Raw genomic sequence first — 18,059 nt, 5'->3', positions numbered from 1 at the left:
GAGCTAAAGGGATGGATAGTAATGATAGAATGTGCATTATTTGTAATAGCATTTTTGATAATGATAATAACAGGCATTTGGACAGTTTTTTTTGAGGAAAAGCATATGCATAAAGTAATAAGAAGCTATATTGATAATATTAGAGGAGAATTAATAAGTATACAATATATAAATAAGAGGGGAAAAGTATTTATTGTTGAGTATAAATTAGGTAATGAAATTATAAAGCAAAACGTGATATATCATATTTTTGGTGAATTAGAATGGTTATAGGATCATAAATATTAGGGCTCATAAGAGCTCTTTTTTAATACCCAAAATTAAAGGAGGAATGAATGGATAAATTTTCAGCACACCAAGTTATTAATGGAACTTGGGGAGAAATATGGATTGATGGAACTTATATGGCAGAGGTAACAGCCTTTGAAGCAAAAGTAACATTAGAGAAAACAGATGTAAATATGACAAGGAGACTTGTAAAAGCACAGAAGGTAATAGGCTTTTCTTGTTCAGGTCAAATTACACTCAATAAAGTATCATCTTACTTCATTAAGAAGTTAAGTGATGACATGAAAGCAGGTAGACAAACAGTTTGTACAATCATCAGTAAGTTAGATGATCCAGACGCACAAGGAGCTGAGCGTGTGGTAATTAAAGATGCAGTTTTTGATGAGCTAACACTTGCAAACTGGTCAGCGAAGACACTAGGTGAAGAACAAGTAAGTTTTACATTTAGTGATTGGGATTTATTAGATACTATTTAAAACAACTAAAGGAGAACAACATGAGTTTAATTGATAAATTATTACAGATGGATAAAGCAAAATTAATGGCAATGCCTACAAAAGAAGTAGAATTTGAGAGGTTAAGTAATCTTTTAAATGAGTCTTTTAAAGTAAAGTGTAAGGCAATTGATGGCGAGAGATATGCAGATATTCAAAGGTCAGCAGTAGACTTAAATAAAAAAGGTGGTTTAAGGGATATTAACCTTTTTGAGATGCAGGTGCTTACAGTAATTGATGGTGTGGTAGAACCTAGCTTAAAGGATGAAAGATTATTAGGTTACTTTGGATGCGTAACACCTAAAGAGTTGGTTAAAAAGTTATTCTTAGCAGGAGAGATTGCAGAGCTATCGAATGTGATTACTGAGCTATCAGGCTATGATAAAGATGAGGACGAAGAAGAGTTAAAAAAGCAATAGATACAGACTATGAAATGCAAGTGATGTATTTACTTTTTAAATATAAAAATATCAAGCCTTCGGAGTTTTATTGGTTGCCATTAGGCGAAAAGAAAATATTAGGTTATTTCATAAAAAGAGAACTAGAAGAAAGGCAGAAAGAAGCACAACAGATGTATGGGGGTGATACCTCATAGCAAAGATTATTGATGCGATTTTAAAGTTGACGGATAATTTTACACCTACTCTTACTCAGGCACAACATGAGCTTGTGAAGTATTCAAAGCAAGTCCAAAGGGTAGGTAAAGATATACAAAAAACAGGGGCAAATATTGAGAAAGTAGGAAGTAAACTATCACTTGGTATTACTGCCCCTTTAACAGCACTTGGCACAATGGCAATTTCTACAGCAAATAGTTTTGAAGATGCTATGGCTAAAGTAAGTACGATTGCAGATACAAGTACTAAGTCAATGGTAGAGCTCAAGAAAGAAATATTAGCACTATCTAATGATACAGGTGTAGCATTTACAGAGTTAGCAGAAGCACAATACCAAGCAATATCAGCAGGTGTAGATACAGCTGAGTCAGTTAAGTTTGTAGAGACAGCAGTAAAGGCAGCGCAAGGTGGGTTTACAGATACCACAACAGCTATTGATGGCTTAACCACCGTATTAAATGCTTATGGTATGACAGCGGATAAGGTAACAACTATATCAGATCAAATGATGTTAGCACAGAACTTTGGTAAAACTTCGTTTGGAGAAATGGCACAGAGTTTGGGGAATGTTATCCCAACAGCAGCACAACTAGGTGTTACGACTGAGGAGTTATTTAGTTCTATTGCAACACTAACTAAACAAGGGATTGGGACAAGTGAAGCAATTACAGGCTTAAAAGCAGCTATGTCTAATATTATTAAGCCTTCAACAGATGCAGCTAAACTAGCAGATAAGTTAGGAATTAGTTTTAATTCAGCTCATTTAGAATCTGTAGGATTTGCTAAGTTTATGGATGAGATTGCTAAGGCCACAGGTGGCAGTACCGAAATGATGGGAAAACTCTTTGGTTCAACAGAAGCTTTAAATACTATGTTAGTTTTAACAGGTAAAGGTGCAAGTGATTTTGAAAATGTTTTATCCCAAATGGGTGAAACCACAGGTATGACAGAGCGTGCCTTTGAAGCCATGCAGACACCGAGCCAACGTTTTAATATTGCCATTAATAAAATAAAAAATAGTATGATTCAATTTGGTGAATTGCTCTTACCAACTTTTGAAAAAGTAACAGATGTAATTGGTAAGGTGGGAGATGCCTTAAATAACTTAACACCTGAACAGACTCAAAGTATTTTAAAGTTTGGTTTAATGGCAGCAAGTATAGGGCCAACTATTAAGATATTTGGAAAATTGGTAGGTAGTGTAGGTAAAGCAACAGCTTCTATTGGGAAGTTTGGTGTAACTATTAAAGGGCTTAAAAATATGAAAGATGTTATGAAACTTATCTTTTCACCTGCAAATAAAGTAGTTTTAATTATGACAGCTATTGCACTAATAGCAGCACTTGTTATTAGGTATTGGGAGCCCTTAAAAACATTCTTTATAGGATGCTTTAACAAAATTAAAGAGTTGGCCTTAAATTGTGGTTTAGACTTTGAACAGCTCAAAGAGGTATTTAACAAGGTTAAAGAGGGCATAAGTTTAGCTATTCAAGGAATAGTAAGTTTTATGCAGTGGCTATGTCAAATGATTAAACCTTTAATTGCATTATTAGTAGAGTATATCAAAATAAGTTGCTCGGCTTGGATAGGTGCTTTTAAAGGCGTGCTAACAGGGGTAGCCACAGTCATTAATGGTGTGGTTCAAGTACTAGACGGTATTATTGATTTTATTGTGGGTGTCTTTACGCTAAACTGGCAGAAAGCATGGGATGGAGTGGTAAATATCTTTAAAGGGATTTTTGAAGGGATTACAGGCATCTGTAGAAGTGTAATGAATGGTATTATAGGTTTTATTAATGGAGCTATTAGTGGAATTAATAAATTAGGCTCATTTAAAATGCCCGAATGGTTAGGTGGTGCACAAGTAGGAATTAATTTACCAACTATTCCAATGCTCTATAAAGGTACAGATAACTGGCAAGGTGGTACAGCCATGATTCACGATAGAGGTGCTGAAATTGTAGATTTACCTCAAGGCTCAAGAGTATATCCACATGATGAAAGTATTAAAAAAGCTTTTAATGATGGCAAGAGCAGTGCAGGAGTAAGTGGTGTAAATATTACTATTTCAAATATGACAGTAAGAAAACAAAGTGATATAAATGAAATTGCAAGTGCATTATATAACAAACTTAAGAAACAAGCATTTAACATGACATAGGAGGTAAGATTGGAGTATTATTTATCATTTAATAATAATGAAGAGAGGATAAGGCTACCAGTCCTTCCTTCTTCTTTTGAGGTGACAGTGCCTCATCAAAATACAACAGTTAATATTACTAATTTAGGGGAGATTAATTTAATAGGTAAAACAGGACTTATGAGTATGAGTATAGAGAGCTTTTTTCCTAATCAAGAATATAGTTTTTGTTTATATAATAGTTTTTCTAAGCCTTATGAATATATCAAGCAACTTCTAAAATGGAAGAACTCAGGAAAGCCTATTAGGGTGATAGTAACAAACACACCAATTAATTATGCAATGGCAATAGAAAGTCTTACATATTCAGAAGTAGATGGAACTGGTGATGTTTATTTTACTTTAGAACTTAAGGAGTATAAGTTTATTTCAACTACAAAACAAACAACTACAACTTCTAATGGTACAACATTAACCACACCAACTACTACTAGACAAGTGAAGTCTCCTTCTGACTCTTATGTGGTCAAAAAGGGAGATACCTTATGGCTTATAGCAAAGAAAGTTACAGGTGATGGCTCAAATTATAAAGCTATTGCAGCTAAAAATAATATTACTAATCCTGATAAAATCTATATAGGACAAAAGTTGGTGATTTAATGCCAAAGGTGATATTAAAGACAAAAGCAGATAGTATAGATGTAACTAACATGATAAGTGAAATCACATGGAGTGGAAGTATATCAGAAATAGCAAGGACTTTACAACTAAATTTCTTATATCCATTACATGATATATATGCACCCAAAGTTTATCCCAATATAGGTGATGAAATGTATTTGTATGATGATAATGGAAAGGAATTGTTTAGAGGTAGAGTCTTTTATAATGAACGATTTGGAGAGCAAGGGACAATACAAATTACTTGTTATGATGATGCTATTAGATTAAGTAAAAGTAAGGGTACATATAACTTTAAGAATAAGACAGCAGAAACTATTACGACAACAGTATGTAATGATTTAGGGATAGCAGTGGGAACACTTGCTAAAACAGGAATACCACAAAAACTATTATGTAGTGGTATGGGAATGTATGAAATTATAAAAACAGTTTATGATGGAGCTGGTAGTCAAAATGGCAAGAAGTATTATATTACAATGCGAGAAGGCAAGTTATATGTGGATCAAGTAGGAAAACAAGTGGTTGATTATGTTTTAAAGGATGATGTAAATATTTTAGAAAGCAGCTATTCAGAGAATGCAGAAGGTGTGGTTAATAAAGTTAAGATTTATGATGAGAATGACCAGTATTTAGGTATGGTGCAAAATGATGAATTGATAAGTTTGTTAGGAACATTTCAAGATACGTATACAAAAGAAGAAGATAAACAAGCAAAAACAGTAGCTAGTAGTATGCTTCAAGGTATTGAGAGGAAAATAGAAATTAATGCAATAGGAAATACCAGTTGTTTTAGTGGAAAGATAATTAAAGTTGAGGATTTTTTGGCTAGGTTAGAGGATTTTTTTTTAATTGAATCTGATCGACATGAATGGGGTAACAAACAGTATATTCTAAAGCTAAAATTAATTAAATAAAGGGATAGGTTAAATAAAGTAGACTAGTTAAAAGGAAGATGAGATAATTATATAGATAAATATAGAAAGGAGTTTAATTTATGAAGTGTGCATATTGCGGGAAAGAGGCAACTGGAACGAAAGAGCATATTATTTCATGTGCTGTTTTAGATTTATTCCCAGAGTGCTATTTGACTTTTGATTATGCTAGGCATGCAGTACATGGTTCAGATCCCATGGTAAAAGATGTATGTTCAGATTGTAATAACCACAAAATATCTTATATTGATGCATATGCAAAACAGTTTATTAGTCAATATTTTACTAGAAAATATCAAGAAGATGAAGAAGTTAGGATTAAATATGATTATACTTTGATTCAAAAGATGTTATTAAAATATGCATTTAATGATTTGAGGGCTCATAAGCAAGATTGTTCTTTTTTTGATGAAGAAATACGCCATTATCTAATGAATGTTGAGGATAATATTCCTAAAGAAAATGTTACTGTATTATGTGGAATAGCAAGTAATGTATCCCCAGTACATGATATTGTATTTGGTAATCAGAAATTGATGTGGTGTAAGAATCCACTCCTTTATTCAAATAGCACAATAAGAAATATAAACTACGAAACAGGAGAAAATTTTATTAATGAAGAAATAGAATTTGAAGAATTTCCTGACTTGAAGTTATCATATGTATTTAGGTTTAATAGCGTACAGTTTTTATTGCTATGTTGGGATAAGAGTTCAAATCAAATTGAGCAAAATAATGTTGTTTTAGAATGTACATATCCATATTATTTAATGAATCCAGATGATGATGTAGCTGAGTTGCCTGTGTGCACTGACGAGTTGAATTATTTTAAATTTGAGCATATACATGTCAAATGGGATGGCTTACTCGAAGTACAATTAATGAGAAAACTTGCTAGTGGTGGACGTTATGAGTATAAAGAATTGATTGGAAAGGAGTGGGAAGAGGAAGAAAAAAGAATAAGTGAAAAACATCCTAGGAAGAAATGAGTATAGTAGTTAAAAAAGAGGAACAATGATAAATAATCCATATAACGGAATTTTAAGTATAATAAAACAACAAAATAATACTAGCTCACCAGCTGTAGTGATAGGGAAAGTTATAAGTAATAATCCTTTATCCGTAAGCATTGGTGAGCTTTTTTTAGATAGAGAGGATTTAATGGTAAATGAAAATATAAAAGGTTTTAATCAAGGTGATACCTTAGCAATGGTTCCCACATCTAATAAGCAGAAATATATTATTCTTTGTAAGGTGGTAAACTTATGAGTCTATTCCCATTTATGACAAGAGGTGCAGATACAAGCAAAGTGAAAGCAGTAGATACCCATAAAGAATATGGCTTTAATTTTGAAGATGGTAAATTAACAGGCAAAATACTTGAAGGCAAGGAAGCTCTTAAGGTGTGGATTTATAAAGCATTATTAACCACACGCTACACCTATCCTATTTATACTTGGGACTATGGGCAGGACTTAGACGAGCTTATAGGGCGAGGCTATGAGCAAGGATTTATAGAGAGTGAAGTAGAGCGAAGAATTAAAGAGTGCTTATTAATTAACGATAAGATAAAAGGCTGTAGTAACTTTGAAATAAACCTTTTAAATGATAACTTGCAAGTAAGTTTTACAGTAGCAACAATTTATGGAGAGGTGGCGATTAATGTCTAATATGATAAGCTATGAGGAATTATTAAGCAGGACACTTAGGAGAGTCAGTAGCAGTGTGGATACTAGTGAAGGCTCTTTTTTATTTGATGCCATAGCACCATGTGTAGCTGAATTATATGAAGCCTATATTTATATTGATGAGCTAGAGAAAAGAATATTTGCAGATACAGCCTATGGTGAATACCTAGAAAGAAGATGTGCTGAGCGTGGTATTTATAGAAAAGAAGCTACTTATGCAGTAAGAAAAGCTTACTTTGACAATGAAGTACCTATTGGATCACATTGGGGAAAGGAAGAATTGGTGTATACAGTCACCGAAATGGTGCAAAATGGTGCATATTTACTCAAATGTACGCAACCAGGCACCATAGGGAATCATTATGATGGTAATTTGATTAATATTGATGCCATAGAAAACATAAATGAAGCAATTTTAAGTGATGTGGTGATAGTTGGTGAAAATATGGAGCAAGATGATGCATTAAGGTGCTGATACTTTAATAGCTTTGAGAAAGAGGCTTTTGGTGGGAATATAAAAGACTACCAAGAAAAAGTGGGAAGTATTGATGGTGTAGGACAAGTGAAAGTTTATCCTTGTTGGAATGGTGGCGGCACAGTAAAACTTAGATTATTAGATGCAGAGAGTAATATACCCACACCAGAGCTTATTGAACAGGTACAGACATTGGTTGATCCAGTTCAAAATAGTGGTCAAGGCTTAGGGATTGCACCAATAGGCCATAGTGTAACTATAGAAGCAGCAAGTCAAGTAGAAGTACAATTAACCACACACCTCACTTTTAAGGAGAGTAGTTGGGAAAACGTAAGCGTTCGAGTTAATGAGGTAATTGAACAATACTTTAATGAGTTAAGAGCTAACTGGTCAGAGAATGACATAGTAGTACGTATTAGCCAAATAGAAGCAAGGCTATTAGAAATTGAAGGGATAATGGATATTGAGGATACTATGCTCAATGGCTCGCCTAGAAATTTATATCTGTCAGGAGAGAATGTGCCAGTATTGGTAGGTGTGGTTAATATATGAGGCTAAAGAAATATCTACCTGACTTTGTAAGTAACATAAAAGAATTTCAAGAGCTAGATAAAACAATTAGTTTAGAAGTAGATGAGCTAAGAAATAAGCTACAGCAATTACAAGAGAATCAATTTATAGAAACAGCCAATGAAGAGGGTTTAAGAAAGTATGAGCAGCTATTAAATTTAAGTAGTACAAATGATATAGAGTTAAGACGCTTTAATATCCTAAATAAATATAATTCAACAATCCCCTTTTCAATAATGTGGCTTAGAAATACTTTAAATACCACTATTGGGAGAGGAGACTTTTTAATGGAGTTAGATAATTCAAAGTATGTATTGACGATTGGTGTGGTTAAAAATAAGGAGCATTTAATAGATTCACTAAAAAAAGATTTAAGAAAGAAAATCCCAGCTAATATGGTGCTAAATATCAACGTATTAAGTCCAATAGAAGATACACTTTATACAGGCTTCTATGTTCAAATAGGAGATAAGATAAATATATAAGGAGGGACAGTTTGAGCGAGTTTAAAAATAAAAGTATTACAACAAAAGGAATGGAGCTTTTGAGTAAGGCTCTTTCTGGTGAAGTATTAGAATTTACAAAGATAGAATTGGGAGATGGAAACTTTACAGGAGATATAGGAGAAGCTACTGAGTTGATTCAGTTAAAACAAAGCTTGCCTATTACAAAGATTTCAAGGAAAGGCAGCCAAGTGACTTTATCAACCATACTCAAGATAGAGGATATTGCCACCTCATTCGATTGGTCAGAGATTGGAGTATATGCAAAAGGCAGTGATGATGTAGAAATTCTTTATATGTATGGCTATACAGAAAATACATCCTATATCTCAAAGGACTCATTAAATGAAAAGCTTATTCATGTAACAGTTATGGTAAGTAATGTGGCAGAGGTAACAGCAAGAATTGATAACAGTTTGGTGTATTTAACAGATGAAGCTTTAAAAGAGCATGATGTGGATCAAGAGGCTCATAGAGATATACGTGAAAGTGTTGAAGAGGTGAAAGAAGCTGTTAAAAATATAGATTTGAGGTGGGAAGGTGTTCAAGGAAAACCCTCAAGTTTTCCGCCAAGTAACCACACCCATAGTGAATATCTTACAATAGCTCAAAAGGGTGAATTGGGAGGCGATATTATAGGTAAAACAATCAAACATGAGACGATAAACATTTCATACCAACAAAATATTTATACAGTATTAAAATCTTATACTAATTCTAAAGGCGGTATGGCAAGAGTACATGCAATGAACTATAACACCAATAGGACTATTCCTACACTTAAATTAGTAGTAGATGGCACAACAATATTTGATGGTATTACTTTGTATGAAATGTTTGGCACGAATCCAAATGGAACAGGTGCCCATTATTTTGACATACCATTTAAATCAAGCTTTACACTATATTATAGAGATAGTTATGGTGCATCAAGTACAAAAGTTTCAATCACATATTATTTAAATATATAGGAGGTAATCATAAATGGATAATAAGTATATAATTTACTTAGGTGATGATAACACTATTTTATCTGTAGCAAATACTTTTGATTATACGGATGATGACATTAAATTAAGTGAAGAAGAGTATAAACTTGCTATTAAGTACAGAAAATTCGATGCTAAAACTAGAGAGTTTTTAGAGCCAATAGAAGAGATTACTAAAACTGCAACACATGAGGAAATTACAGAAGAAATGCACAATATCACACAGATATCAGCAGAGGATAATCTTCTAAATATGGATTTACTTACTACAATAGATGAGAAGTTAACTTTAATTATGGCACATCTTGGCCTTAGTGGCTAAGGTGTTTTTTTATACAACAAATAAATTTTAAAGGAGACAAAACAACATGATTAATAAAACAAGATTAAGAGCATATGCAAGAACAATACAAAATGGAACAAGAACGATTGAAGAAGTACCAGAGGAGTATGGAGTACCAGTTTATGTAGAGTTAATGGCATCATTTAACTGGACTATTGATATGGTAGATGAAAATTACGTAGAAGCGGTTAAAAGAGAACTTGGTATTATAGAGGCTTAAGAGAGGAGGAGACGGTATAGATTTTTTAGAAGTCATTCAAAACTTTGGGTTTCCAGTGGCATGTGTTACATGCCTTGGATTCTATATTGCCAAGGTGCAAAGTGAGTCAAGAGCAGACTCTAAAGAGCGAGAGGAACGACTACTCACACAACTAGGTGAAATGTCAGCAATCAATAAGACATTACTAGAAACAAATGCAGTTTTAGCAAAAGACATTAATACAAAATTAGACCAAATCGTAGCAAATATAAAAGGATAGAAAGGTAAATATAGAATATGGCAATTACAATTAAAGAGATGTTAATCACACCAAACAAATATAGCAGACCACAAACAAAGATAGGAACAATCAAAAATATAGTGGTTCATTACGTGGGTAATGCAGGAAGTACAGCAGAAAATAATGCAAGGTATTTTAATAACCTAAAGAATGAATCAGGGACGTATGCATCGGCTCACTACATCATAGGTAATGATGGTGTGGTTATTAGGTGTGTACCTGAAAATGAGGTGGCTTATCATGCAAGTAAGGCAAATAGTTATGCTATTGGTATTGAGGTATGCCATCCTGATAATACAGGAAAATATACAGATTTAGCATATAAGAGCCTTATTGAATTACTTGTAGATTTATGTAGTAGATACAATTTAGAGCCAACACAGGCTATTATTAGGCATTATGATGTAACAGGAAAGATTTGTCCTAAGTATTATGTGGAGAATGCAGAGGCATGGAAGAAGTTGAAACAAGATGTAAGTGATGAAATGAATGAGGATGATGAGCTTGAGATAGCTGTTAAGGTATTACAAGAAAGGGGAATTATTAGCAGCCCTGATATATGGATTAGCGAAAGATATACAAGTGGTAATGTAAGAAGTCTTTTAAATAAAGTGTCAATATATTTACAAAATAATTAATATTAAAAATGTTGAAAAAATTATATATATCCTTTATAATTAAAAAGAAAGGAGGCATAAAAGTGAAAAATATCAAATTTAAAGTATGTAGTTTATTGATGAGTATTTCTTTAAGCGTATCACTGTATGCAAGTACTATACCTAAAATTTCAGCATCAAATTCAGAAGATGGAATTTCAGTTGAATATTTGGAGGCAGTGCAGAAAGGTGAAGTTGAAGGTGTGAGTACTACGCTTATCTCAGAAGAAGAATATGTAGAATCATTAGCAGAAGAAAAAAATATTACTATTAGTGAAGCTCAAGAACTGAATGATATGAATAGTGTAAAATGTTTAGAAAAGATGGGGTTAAAAAAAGGTAGAAGTACTTACAGTAATAGTACAGATGATGGATATTACTATGTTTTACTTGAAAAGTCAGGAGCAGTTGATGGAAATGAGTATTATTCAGCAACGCTGACTGCTAAAATAAAAATGTATGCATGGAATAGCTTTAGGCAGATATGTAGTGTGAGTTATGTAAATACACAAAAAAAGGCGGGAGTACCTTCAAGTGCTGAATGGCATGAAACAGATGCAGGAACGGAAGAAGGTGAAGGTGATTTTCCACTTACACGTGTACATTTCTATGGACAGGGTTATTTTACAGAAACTGTAAATGTAGGCAGTAGTGCAGTAGGAAAAATATTAAGTGGATTTACAGCTGGAATTTCTACGGGTGGACAAATAACATACACTAGTAAGGAAGTGCTGATAAGCGTTAACTATGAGTGTAACTAGGATATCATATGGATTTATATAAGATAAATAAGGAGAGTAAACATGAAAAATATTAAATTTAAATTAGGTATTATATTGATGGGGTCACTTTTAAGTATACCAGTATATGCAAACACTATAACTGAAACTTCAACATCAACTTTAGCAAATGAAATCTCAACTGAATATTTAGAGGCAGTACGACAAGGTAAGATAGAGGGGGCCAGTATTACAATTATTACAGAGGAGGAGTATGTAGAAGCATTAGCAGAAGAAAAAAATATTACTATTAGTGAAGCTCAAGAACTAAATGATATGAATAGTGAAGAATGCTTAGAAAAGATGAATTTAAAAAATAGTAGAAGTACATATAGCAGTAGTGATAATGGCGATTATTATTATTATTTATTTGAAGCACCAGAAAGTCTGAATGGAAATGATGATTACTCAGCAGCTGTAGTAGCAAGAATTAAAATGTATGGATGGAGTAGCTTTAGACAGATATGTGATGTAGGGAATATACATACAAAAATGGCAGAGGGACCTTCATGTGCCACATGGCATGAAACAGATGCAGGAATGGAAGAAGATGAAAGTGATTTTCCACTTACGAGTGTCCATTTCTATGGACAAGGTTATTTTACAGTAAGCGTAAATGTAGGCAATACAGCAGGAGTATCACTTAGTGGTTTTTCAGCAGGGAGTTCTCATGGTGGAACTGTAACATATACTAGTGAGGAGATGCTGATGACCCCTAAATATCAAGCGTATAGATAATGTAAAAAGTAGAGGTTTATAATCTCTGCTTTATTAATTTTATAATAAAAAATGGCTCTTCACCATAAACTGTGCTTGACAATAATTTTGTTGAACTACTTACTAGGGGAGTATCTCTTCAGTAAAACAAATACAGCAAGTTGGATAAAGATAGTTCCCTAAGGTTCTTATGAATAAAAAGTCAAGCGCACATTTTGGTGATGAACCTAAAAAATTAAGTGTTTTATACAATGAATAATGTGGAATAGATTATCGGCTGATATTAGAATAAAGAATAACTATGAAGGGTGGAAAATAAATATGAGAGGGAAAATATTTAAGATAATAGCTTTTATGTCGAGTTTGTTTTCATTTTTTATTTTAATGGCTTTGTTTTTGTATAATCTATTTAATAATGAAAGAGGTAAAGGGTGTAGTTTTTTTTCTATGAATGGAAATACTGCACATGTTATTAATATAGTAATATTAATATTAGTTTCTAATGTTTGTATCTTAGCAGGCATTAATTTATACCGCAGTATTAGAGGTTTCAAGAGTGGTTATGTAATTAACAAATACAATACACATCAGGGGAGGGTTGATGTAATTGAAATTATAATGTGTATACTTAGTTTAATTACATTAATTATTTTTTTGAACACATTTTTACAGATAGTTTCGGTAACAGACATGTTACATGTTTCATTTAGTAAAATAGTAGGTAATAAGTTTGGAGTATATATATATATATTAAAATTAGTTGTAATTCTAATTATGTTTATTTCAAATATAGCTAACTTAAGTTATAGTTATAAATATAGGTCTAATACAGTAGATACTGATGAAGATTTAGAGAGAGCTATAAATACTTTAAAGGAAAAGGATGTTATTAGTAGCTCTGAGATATGGTTAAAAAGAACTTATACCAGTGATGATGTAAGAGAGCTTATAATTAACTTTGCAGCTAAGTACCAAGGGTAAAACCTTGTTTTTTTGTTTTGTAATAAATTACAACTATGTCAAATTATCCATACCTATATAACTATTTTTCCAAGGGTATCCGTTTAATTAGGAAGTCCTTATAAACTTTCATACATGGGGATACCTAAATACTTCTAAGGGGGTATAAAAAAATAGGGAGGGGGATATAAGGAGTCAGGGATAAATAATATATATATAATAACTCTTATAATATGTTTAATAATAACAATAGATGATATGGATGTAGTTTGTTGTGACTGAATAAAAAAATACTGAATCAAAGTTATGACTCAGTATGATTGATTATTCTAATATTATATTTATTAAATAGGAGCTCAAGAGCTTCATCAAATAACTTGGATTGAGGGATTCGAGAATCATGTGAAAATTGCTTTAGTGTTGCATATAAATCTTTATCCAAGGATGTACCAACTTGAGTTCTTTTTACACTAGGTCGAACTTTTTTTTCTTCAATTGCCATGATATATCTCCTTGTTTGTATAATTAGGGATATTATAACACAAATAATAAACTATTAAAATGTTAATAACAACATTTAATGTCAATTAATGTCTAAAAATGTCTTGACATTTATAGAGGTGTAGAGCTATACTGTGTACATAACAGCTTGGAAATAACAGGAAGGAACAGACAGCATGGAAAACAACATATCACAAAATATGCAAGGTCTTTGGATTGATCTTGACATTCTTAGAGATTCAAATTTATCACTTCAAGAAAAATTCGTATTAGCAATCATTAAGGCACTAGATAAACATAATGGTTGTTTCGCATCAAACAAATACTTTGCTGAACTCCTACAAGTTACATCTAAGCGAGCAAGTGATATTATTCAATCACTTATTAGCAAAAAGTACATAACCTCAACAATTGAGGACCATTATAAAAGAACAATAAAAATAGCAACTCAGGAGCAAGAGGAACAGCCTATAGAGGACGAGATACAAGAAGCACCTGACAATGTAATTCCTTTTGAAAAGGTAAAGAAGAAAGAGCCTTTAATGTATAAGGGGATAGACCTTCATAGTTTTGATAAGGAAGCACTTGAAAGATTAAAAAATATGATACCTGCAGTTAAAGAATTACTAGAGCAGGCAACAAATAAACTTAAATTGCAAGAAGAACCTAGCGAATGGCAAGGAATAAACCAACTAGTATTAACAACTTAGGAGGATGGTATGGCACGAATTAGTATTACAATTGATCCTCAGCTAAAGATAGATTTAGAACATATGGCAAAGGCTAATTTTAGAACATTAAATGGCGAAATAAACAAGGCACTTAATTGGTATGTAAAGAATAACCTAGGGGAAGTAGTGGAACCTCAAAGGGAGATTTTAACCACACCTACCCATATAGTAGAACCTTTAAGTCATACTCAAACACAAGTACCAGTAGCATCAATAAATATAAAAAATAACATATATGATGAAATAGAAGAATTTTAACAAGCAAGACAGCAGGAGTGAGAACAACATGGCAAAGAATGTGAAGAATATAGGTGTGGATTTAGGAAATTCAACCATTTGTGTAGCAGGTATAGATAGTAAGGGCGAAATTATAAAGGCTTATACCTACAGTACATACTCAATGGATACAGCTCTTATGAGTGGAGATATTATTGAATGTAGAGGAACAAAATTAGCATTAGGAATAGGGCAAACTACACTTACTAATGTTGACAAGACAAATAGAGAATACATAGAACACCAAATACTTTGGTCAGTAAATGCAGTATATGGAGCAGGAGTACATTATATTAATTTAGGCGTGGGATTACCTATCAGTATTTATAAGGCTAAGAAAGAACAGTTTAGAGAACAGCTTAAGGCATTGGGAACTATTGATGGTGTGGTTAATGGAAAAGAAATATCAGTTAATATAGTAGATGTAAATGTATTTGCAGAAGGCTATGCATCTATTAGATCACTAAGTCAGTACATAGATAAAGATAATACAACACTTCTTATTGATATAGGGATGAAAACAACAGATGTGCTTCTTATAGAATGGAATGGTAAGTTTAGAATTACTAATTATGGAACTGTTAATATTGCATTATATGATATTTACAAGGTATTACAAGACAAGATAGCAGCAGAAGGTGTGGAAGTAACTATTGAACAGATTGATAGGAAGTTTAATAGTGGTAAGCCTATCATTAGAACGGAAAGAGGTGATTTTAATTTAGAGGAACATTTATGTGGCACTATTCATGTATGTAGGGATATTATGAAAGATGTAGAAAACAAATTTGGCAAGACTATATTACATGACAAAATCTTTACAGGTGGTGGAGCTGAGAAGTTCTTGAAGGTGTTAGATGGAAGGATAAGAAATAATATTGAGATTGATAAAGAGTTGAGATGGTATAGTAATTGTGTGGGATATCTAATGAGTTTATAAGAAGTGTGATTGAAGATTTTTTATATTATATCTATTGGGGTTGAAAATATAAAAAATATAGATAGAATAGTTGACTAAATTGAGAAAAAATCATACAATATATTTATATTCTGATTTTAGAGGTGATACTATGATAAATAATGAAGTTTCACTAGAACAGAGACGAGAATATATACATAATCAATTACAGCAGGAAGACATATTTAAATACATCATTGGATTGCTCAGAGAAGGTAATGATAAGTTAATACAAGCACAAAAACAATTAAATAAGGGAATGGAAATACAAACGCAAAAGGGAGCTATTGGAATATCTAGGTCTAAAGCAATAGGCGATGTGATTTGTAATAGTAAGTTAGGAGGTGCTATAGGAGTGTATACAGACACATTTTTAGCTCATTCAGTAGCACTTCCTAAGCTAGAAAAAGGTAATATACTAATTACAATTAAATCATGCAATAGACCTGAGGATATTTCTAAGAATCCTTCGTGTTATATGAAAGAGTTTGCACAAGGCAATATTCCGTTAGATCCACAATTAAATTGTTTTAATGCATTAGGAGAAACTATTAGTAGTAGCATTCCTACTAAATATTATGCAATTTTAGCATATCATTTTAGCACTGATGATCATTTAGATTATGTGAAAATGGTATTTTTTGATTCAGAAATGAAACATATTATTGAAGAAATAGATGTGCCAAAGCATCTATTAGGAAATAAGGAGTATGTTCCACAGCCTAAGGTAGAATCAATAATATCAAAGGAAAATATTAAGAAGGAAGATTTAAAAGATAAGTTAAAAATAAAAACTAGATAATAATAAAAGGTGTGGATAATATGAATAACACGGGAGACAGTAGCCCCCTTTTTAGGAAAGAAGGATATAGTTTAATATTAGGCTCTAAAATAAAACAGGCTAGATTATACAGGGGATTATCGCAGAGCGAATTAGCAGATAAATTAGGTGTGACTAAACAAGCAATTTCTAAGTATGAAGTGGGCAAGAGTCAATTAAGTGCTGAGATAATAGCCTTATTACCCAAAATATTGGGATTTCCTATTAGTTTTTTTATGCAAAAAAATATTCAGCAATATAATATGTCACAAAGTATTATATATTTTAGAACTAAAAGTATCTCAAAAAGAACCAAGGAACATTTAGCAACTAAAATACAAATTTTAGATGAAAATATAATGGGATTCTATAAGAAATATATCGATTTTCCAGAAGTGAATATACCAGATTTAAATGAGTACTTGGGAAAAAATAATTGTAATTATAATAGGGAAGTCATTAGGAATGTAGCTAGGAAAGTAAGGGAAAGGTGGCAGTTGGGTACACAGCCAATTACTAATTTAGCATATGTTTTACAAAGTAATGGTTTTATCCTAAATAAACAGTATATTGATCAAGATAAAACTGATGGATTATCACAATGGGTAAATGATACACCATATATATTTACAAGCGCTAATAAAGGGTCAGCAGTAAGATCGAGATTTGATAACGCCCATGAACTTGGACATTTATTATTGCATAGGAATGTAACAGCAGAGGAGCAAGGGAGTACAGCGATAGAACGTGATGCTGACTATTTTGCATCAGAATTTTTATATCCAAGTGAAGAATTTTTAAAGGAACTAAGCGAATATCCAATATGCTTAGAAGCCTTTATTAGTTTAAAAGAAAAGTGGGGAATTTCTATTCAAGCAATTGTTAGAAAATGTTTGGATTTGGGATTAATATCAGATGAAAAATATATCTATTTTCAAAAGAGAATAAGTTTTAAAGGATGGAGAAAAAATGAGCCACTTGATGATATTTTACCAGTAGAGGAACCTACATTATTAAAAGATGCCACAGAATTATTAATAGATAATGAAGTACTTACTAAACAGGAAATGTTAAATGAAATAAATATGTATTCAAGAGATATTGTAGAACTTTGTAATTTACCTGTAGATTTTTTTAACAACAGTTATTCTAATATTATAAAATTATATAACTAATCTATGACTTGTCGAAACATGACGAGTCTTTTTTGTTGTAGAAGAATAGTGAGTAGGATAGAATTTAATTAGAGAATGGAGGGATATATATGGCAAAAGGAGTAGAATGTTTATGGTGTGGTGAAAGTACAGCACATGATAAGGAGACTCATAAAGAATGGTCAAATTGTGGTGCTATTTATTGAGACTTGTGGAATATGGGAATGGCAAATGGGCAAAATGTAGACATTGTGGAAATGAGACATTACATTTTATAGTTGATG

27 protein-coding genes and 1 pseudogene are annotated in these 18,059 nt (G+C 32.2%); 27 read left to right on the top strand and 1 reads right to left on the bottom strand.

Translation table 11 applies throughout. The features are described from left to right. The first annotated feature begins 21 nt into the window (after positions 1–21). From AC1VAQ_RS05045 to AC1VAQ_RS04940, 22 genes and pseudogenes are all read left to right on the top strand, one after another. Positions 22–273 (top strand): hypothetical protein, encoded by a 252-nt coding sequence (locus tag AC1VAQ_RS05045; RefSeq protein ID WP_302599624.1) that lies wholly within the window; start codon positions 22–24, stop codon positions 271–273. A gap of 62 nt (positions 274–335) precedes the next feature. Next, complete coding sequence (locus tag AC1VAQ_RS05040; RefSeq protein ID WP_302599718.1) at positions 336–764, top strand: phage tail tube protein; 429 nt, start codon at positions 336–338, stop codon at positions 762–764. 20 nt (positions 765–784) lie between these two features. Further along, on the top strand, positions 785–1,201 hold the full coding sequence (locus AC1VAQ_RS05035; protein WP_302599717.1) for a phage tail assembly chaperone: 417 nt from the start codon (positions 785–787) through the stop codon (positions 1,199–1,201). A gap of 14 nt (positions 1,202–1,215) precedes the next feature. Next, on the top strand, positions 1,216–1,377 hold the full coding sequence (locus tag AC1VAQ_RS05030) for a hypothetical protein (protein WP_479903557.1): 162 nt from the start codon (positions 1,216–1,218) through the stop codon (positions 1,375–1,377). Between the two features lie 26 nt (positions 1,378–1,403). Then, entirely contained in the window at positions 1,404–3,560 is a 2,157-nt protein-coding gene (locus AC1VAQ_RS05025) for a phage tail tape measure protein (protein WP_479903556.1), read from the top strand. A gap of 9 nt (positions 3,561–3,569) precedes the next feature. After that, a complete protein-coding gene (locus tag AC1VAQ_RS05020; RefSeq protein WP_302599714.1) occupies positions 3,570–4,199 on the top strand; it encodes a LysM peptidoglycan-binding domain-containing protein in 630 nt (209 codons plus the stop codon). After that, the gene (locus AC1VAQ_RS05015) at positions 4,199–5,137 is read left to right on the top strand and encodes an XkdQ/YqbQ family protein (RefSeq protein ID WP_302599713.1); all 939 of its coding nucleotides are present in this window, start codon (positions 4,199–4,201) and stop codon (positions 5,135–5,137) included. The genes AC1VAQ_RS05020 and AC1VAQ_RS05015 overlap by 1 nt, the downstream gene beginning before the upstream one ends. A gap of 80 nt (positions 5,138–5,217) precedes the next feature. Continuing rightward, on the top strand, positions 5,218–6,144 hold the full coding sequence (locus AC1VAQ_RS05010) for a hypothetical protein (protein WP_479903555.1): 927 nt from the start codon (positions 5,218–5,220) through the stop codon (positions 6,142–6,144). Between the two features lie 25 nt (positions 6,145–6,169). Further along, a complete protein-coding gene (locus AC1VAQ_RS05005; protein WP_302599710.1) occupies positions 6,170–6,424 on the top strand; it encodes a DUF2577 family protein in 255 nt (84 codons plus the stop codon). After that, positions 6,421–6,825 carry a DUF2634 domain-containing protein gene (locus AC1VAQ_RS05000; protein WP_302599709.1) on the top strand — a complete coding sequence of 135 codons (405 nt, stop codon included), beginning with the start codon at positions 6,421–6,423 and terminating at the stop codon, positions 6,823–6,825. Before AC1VAQ_RS05005 ends, AC1VAQ_RS05000 begins: the two co-directional genes overlap by 4 nt. Next, positions 6,818–7,318, top strand: a complete 501-nt coding sequence (locus AC1VAQ_RS04995) for a hypothetical protein (RefSeq protein ID WP_479903554.1) — start codon at positions 6,818–6,820, stop codon at positions 7,316–7,318. The genes AC1VAQ_RS05000 and AC1VAQ_RS04995 overlap by 8 nt, the downstream gene beginning before the upstream one ends. Before the next feature lie 36 nt (positions 7,319–7,354). Then, positions 7,355–7,570 (top strand): annotated as a pseudogene (locus tag AC1VAQ_RS04990) (baseplate J/gp47 family protein); the annotation flags it as partial. Beyond that, on the top strand, positions 7,550–7,870 hold the full coding sequence (locus tag AC1VAQ_RS04985) for a hypothetical protein (RefSeq protein ID WP_479903563.1): 321 nt from the start codon (positions 7,550–7,552) through the stop codon (positions 7,868–7,870). The pseudogene AC1VAQ_RS04990 and the gene AC1VAQ_RS04985, both read left to right, overlap by 21 nt. After that, complete coding sequence (locus AC1VAQ_RS04980; RefSeq protein ID WP_302599707.1) at positions 7,867–8,373, top strand: putative phage tail protein; 507 nt, start codon at positions 7,867–7,869, stop codon at positions 8,371–8,373. Before AC1VAQ_RS04985 ends, AC1VAQ_RS04980 begins: the two co-directional genes overlap by 4 nt. Before the next feature lie 11 nt (positions 8,374–8,384). Beyond that, positions 8,385–9,362, top strand: a complete 978-nt coding sequence (locus tag AC1VAQ_RS04975) for a phage tail-collar fiber domain-containing protein (RefSeq protein WP_302599705.1) — start codon at positions 8,385–8,387, stop codon at positions 9,360–9,362. A gap of 13 nt (positions 9,363–9,375) precedes the next feature. Continuing rightward, on the top strand, positions 9,376–9,702 hold the full coding sequence (locus AC1VAQ_RS04970; protein WP_302599703.1) for a hypothetical protein: 327 nt from the start codon (positions 9,376–9,378) through the stop codon (positions 9,700–9,702). Positions 9,703–9,748: 46 nt separating this feature from the next. Then, the gene (locus tag AC1VAQ_RS04965; protein ID WP_302599701.1) at positions 9,749–9,943 is read left to right on the top strand and encodes a CD1375 family protein; all 195 of its coding nucleotides are present in this window, start codon (positions 9,749–9,751) and stop codon (positions 9,941–9,943) included. Positions 9,944–9,998: 55 nt separating this feature from the next. After that, on the top strand, positions 9,999–10,202 hold the full coding sequence (locus AC1VAQ_RS04960) for a hypothetical protein (protein WP_302599700.1): 204 nt from the start codon (positions 9,999–10,001) through the stop codon (positions 10,200–10,202). Positions 10,203–10,219: 17 nt separating this feature from the next. Then, a complete protein-coding gene (locus AC1VAQ_RS04955) occupies positions 10,220–10,861 on the top strand; it encodes a peptidoglycan recognition protein family protein (protein ID WP_479903553.1) in 642 nt (213 codons plus the stop codon). A gap of 62 nt (positions 10,862–10,923) precedes the next feature. Then, a complete protein-coding gene (locus AC1VAQ_RS04950; protein ID WP_302599698.1) occupies positions 10,924–11,640 on the top strand; it encodes a hypothetical protein in 717 nt (238 codons plus the stop codon). Between the two features lie 42 nt (positions 11,641–11,682). Continuing rightward, entirely contained in the window at positions 11,683–12,396 is a 714-nt protein-coding gene (locus tag AC1VAQ_RS04945) for a hypothetical protein (RefSeq protein WP_302599696.1), read from the top strand. A gap of 237 nt (positions 12,397–12,633) precedes the next feature. Then, the gene (locus AC1VAQ_RS04940; RefSeq protein WP_479903552.1) at positions 12,634–13,356 is read left to right on the top strand and encodes a hypothetical protein; all 723 of its coding nucleotides are present in this window, start codon (positions 12,634–12,636) and stop codon (positions 13,354–13,356) included. 283 nt (positions 13,357–13,639) lie between these two features. Here AC1VAQ_RS04940 and AC1VAQ_RS04935 read toward each other — a convergent pair whose 3' ends face one another. Continuing rightward, the gene (locus AC1VAQ_RS04935; protein WP_302599694.1) at positions 13,640–13,837 is read right to left on the bottom strand and encodes a ribbon-helix-helix domain-containing protein; all 198 of its coding nucleotides are present in this window, start codon (positions 13,835–13,837) and stop codon (positions 13,640–13,642) included. A 175-nt stretch (positions 13,838–14,012) separates the two neighbouring features. Here AC1VAQ_RS04935 and AC1VAQ_RS04930 point away from each other — a divergent pair, with 175 nt between their 5' ends. The 5 genes from AC1VAQ_RS04930 to AC1VAQ_RS04910 all read left to right on the top strand — a co-directional run bounded on the left by AC1VAQ_RS04930 (position 14,013) and on the right by AC1VAQ_RS04910 (position 17,796). Further along, the gene (locus AC1VAQ_RS04930) at positions 14,013–14,546 is read left to right on the top strand and encodes a helix-turn-helix domain-containing protein (RefSeq protein ID WP_302599693.1); all 534 of its coding nucleotides are present in this window, start codon (positions 14,013–14,015) and stop codon (positions 14,544–14,546) included. 9 nt (positions 14,547–14,555) lie between these two features. Next, positions 14,556–14,825 (top strand): hypothetical protein, encoded by a 270-nt coding sequence (locus AC1VAQ_RS04925; protein WP_302599692.1) that lies wholly within the window; start codon positions 14,556–14,558, stop codon positions 14,823–14,825. Positions 14,826–14,853: 28 nt separating this feature from the next. Further along, positions 14,854–15,783: a ParM/StbA family protein gene (locus AC1VAQ_RS04920; protein ID WP_479903551.1), complete on the top strand. Its 930-nt coding sequence runs from the start codon at positions 14,854–14,856 to the stop codon at positions 15,781–15,783. A gap of 130 nt (positions 15,784–15,913) precedes the next feature. Beyond that, positions 15,914–16,603 (top strand): hypothetical protein, encoded by a 690-nt coding sequence (locus AC1VAQ_RS04915; protein WP_479903550.1) that lies wholly within the window; start codon positions 15,914–15,916, stop codon positions 16,601–16,603. A 20-nt stretch (positions 16,604–16,623) separates the two neighbouring features. After that, positions 16,624–17,796, top strand: a complete 1,173-nt coding sequence (locus tag AC1VAQ_RS04910) for a helix-turn-helix domain-containing protein (RefSeq protein WP_479903549.1) — start codon at positions 16,624–16,626, stop codon at positions 17,794–17,796. The last annotated feature ends 263 nt before the right edge of the window (positions 17,797–18,059 follow it).

The organism is Cellulosilyticum sp., assembly GCF_982396655.1.
The sequence above is the reverse complement of the archived record's forward strand: the minus strand, read 5'-3'. Positions and strand labels throughout refer to the sequence as shown.

Bases quoted from the DNA above. Each gene is read 5' to 3' on its own strand.
- AC1VAQ_RS04935 (WP_302599694.1), bottom strand. From the start codon at position 13,837: ATGGCAATTGAAGAAAAAAAAGTTCGACCTAGTGTAAAAAGAACTCAA.
- AC1VAQ_RS05010 (WP_479903555.1), top strand. From the start codon at position 5,218: ATGAAGTGTGCATATTGCGGGAAAGAGGCAACTGGAACGAAAGAGCAT.
- AC1VAQ_RS04910 (WP_479903549.1), top strand. From the start codon at position 16,624: ATGAATAACACGGGAGACAGTAGCCCCCTTTTTAGGAAAGAAGGATAT.
- AC1VAQ_RS04925 (WP_302599692.1), top strand. From the start codon at position 14,556: ATGGCACGAATTAGTATTACAATTGATCCTCAGCTAAAGATAGATTTA.
- AC1VAQ_RS04970 (WP_302599703.1), top strand. From the start codon at position 9,376: ATGGATAATAAGTATATAATTTACTTAGGTGATGATAACACTATTTTA.
- AC1VAQ_RS05040 (WP_302599718.1), top strand. From the start codon at position 336: ATGGATAAATTTTCAGCACACCAAGTTATTAATGGAACTTGGGGAGAA.
- AC1VAQ_RS04980 (WP_302599707.1), top strand. From the start codon at position 7,867: ATGAGGCTAAAGAAATATCTACCTGACTTTGTAAGTAACATAAAAGAA.
- AC1VAQ_RS04915 (WP_479903550.1), top strand. From the start codon at position 15,914: ATGATAAATAATGAAGTTTCACTAGAACAGAGACGAGAATATATACAT.
- AC1VAQ_RS05035 (WP_302599717.1), top strand. From the start codon at position 785: ATGAGTTTAATTGATAAATTATTACAGATGGATAAAGCAAAATTAATG.
- AC1VAQ_RS05000 (WP_302599709.1), top strand. From the start codon at position 6,421: ATGAGTCTATTCCCATTTATGACAAGAGGTGCAGATACAAGCAAAGTG.
- AC1VAQ_RS05045 (WP_302599624.1), top strand. From the start codon at position 22: ATGATAGAATGTGCATTATTTGTAATAGCATTTTTGATAATGATAATA.
- AC1VAQ_RS04995 (WP_479903554.1), top strand. From the start codon at position 6,818: ATGTCTAATATGATAAGCTATGAGGAATTATTAAGCAGGACACTTAGG.
- AC1VAQ_RS05005 (WP_302599710.1), top strand. From the start codon at position 6,170: ATGATAAATAATCCATATAACGGAATTTTAAGTATAATAAAACAACAA.
- AC1VAQ_RS04930 (WP_302599693.1), top strand. From the start codon at position 14,013: ATGGAAAACAACATATCACAAAATATGCAAGGTCTTTGGATTGATCTT.
- AC1VAQ_RS05030 (WP_479903557.1), top strand. From the start codon at position 1,216: ATGCAAGTGATGTATTTACTTTTTAAATATAAAAATATCAAGCCTTCG.
- AC1VAQ_RS04920 (WP_479903551.1), top strand. From the start codon at position 14,854: ATGGCAAAGAATGTGAAGAATATAGGTGTGGATTTAGGAAATTCAACC.
- AC1VAQ_RS05015 (WP_302599713.1), top strand. From the start codon at position 4,199: ATGCCAAAGGTGATATTAAAGACAAAAGCAGATAGTATAGATGTAACT.
- AC1VAQ_RS04955 (WP_479903553.1), top strand. From the start codon at position 10,220: ATGGCAATTACAATTAAAGAGATGTTAATCACACCAAACAAATATAGC.
- AC1VAQ_RS04965 (WP_302599701.1), top strand. From the start codon at position 9,749: ATGATTAATAAAACAAGATTAAGAGCATATGCAAGAACAATACAAAAT.
- AC1VAQ_RS04940 (WP_479903552.1), top strand. From the start codon at position 12,634: ATGTGGAATAGATTATCGGCTGATATTAGAATAAAGAATAACTATGAA.
- AC1VAQ_RS04945 (WP_302599696.1), top strand. From the start codon at position 11,683: ATGAAAAATATTAAATTTAAATTAGGTATTATATTGATGGGGTCACTT.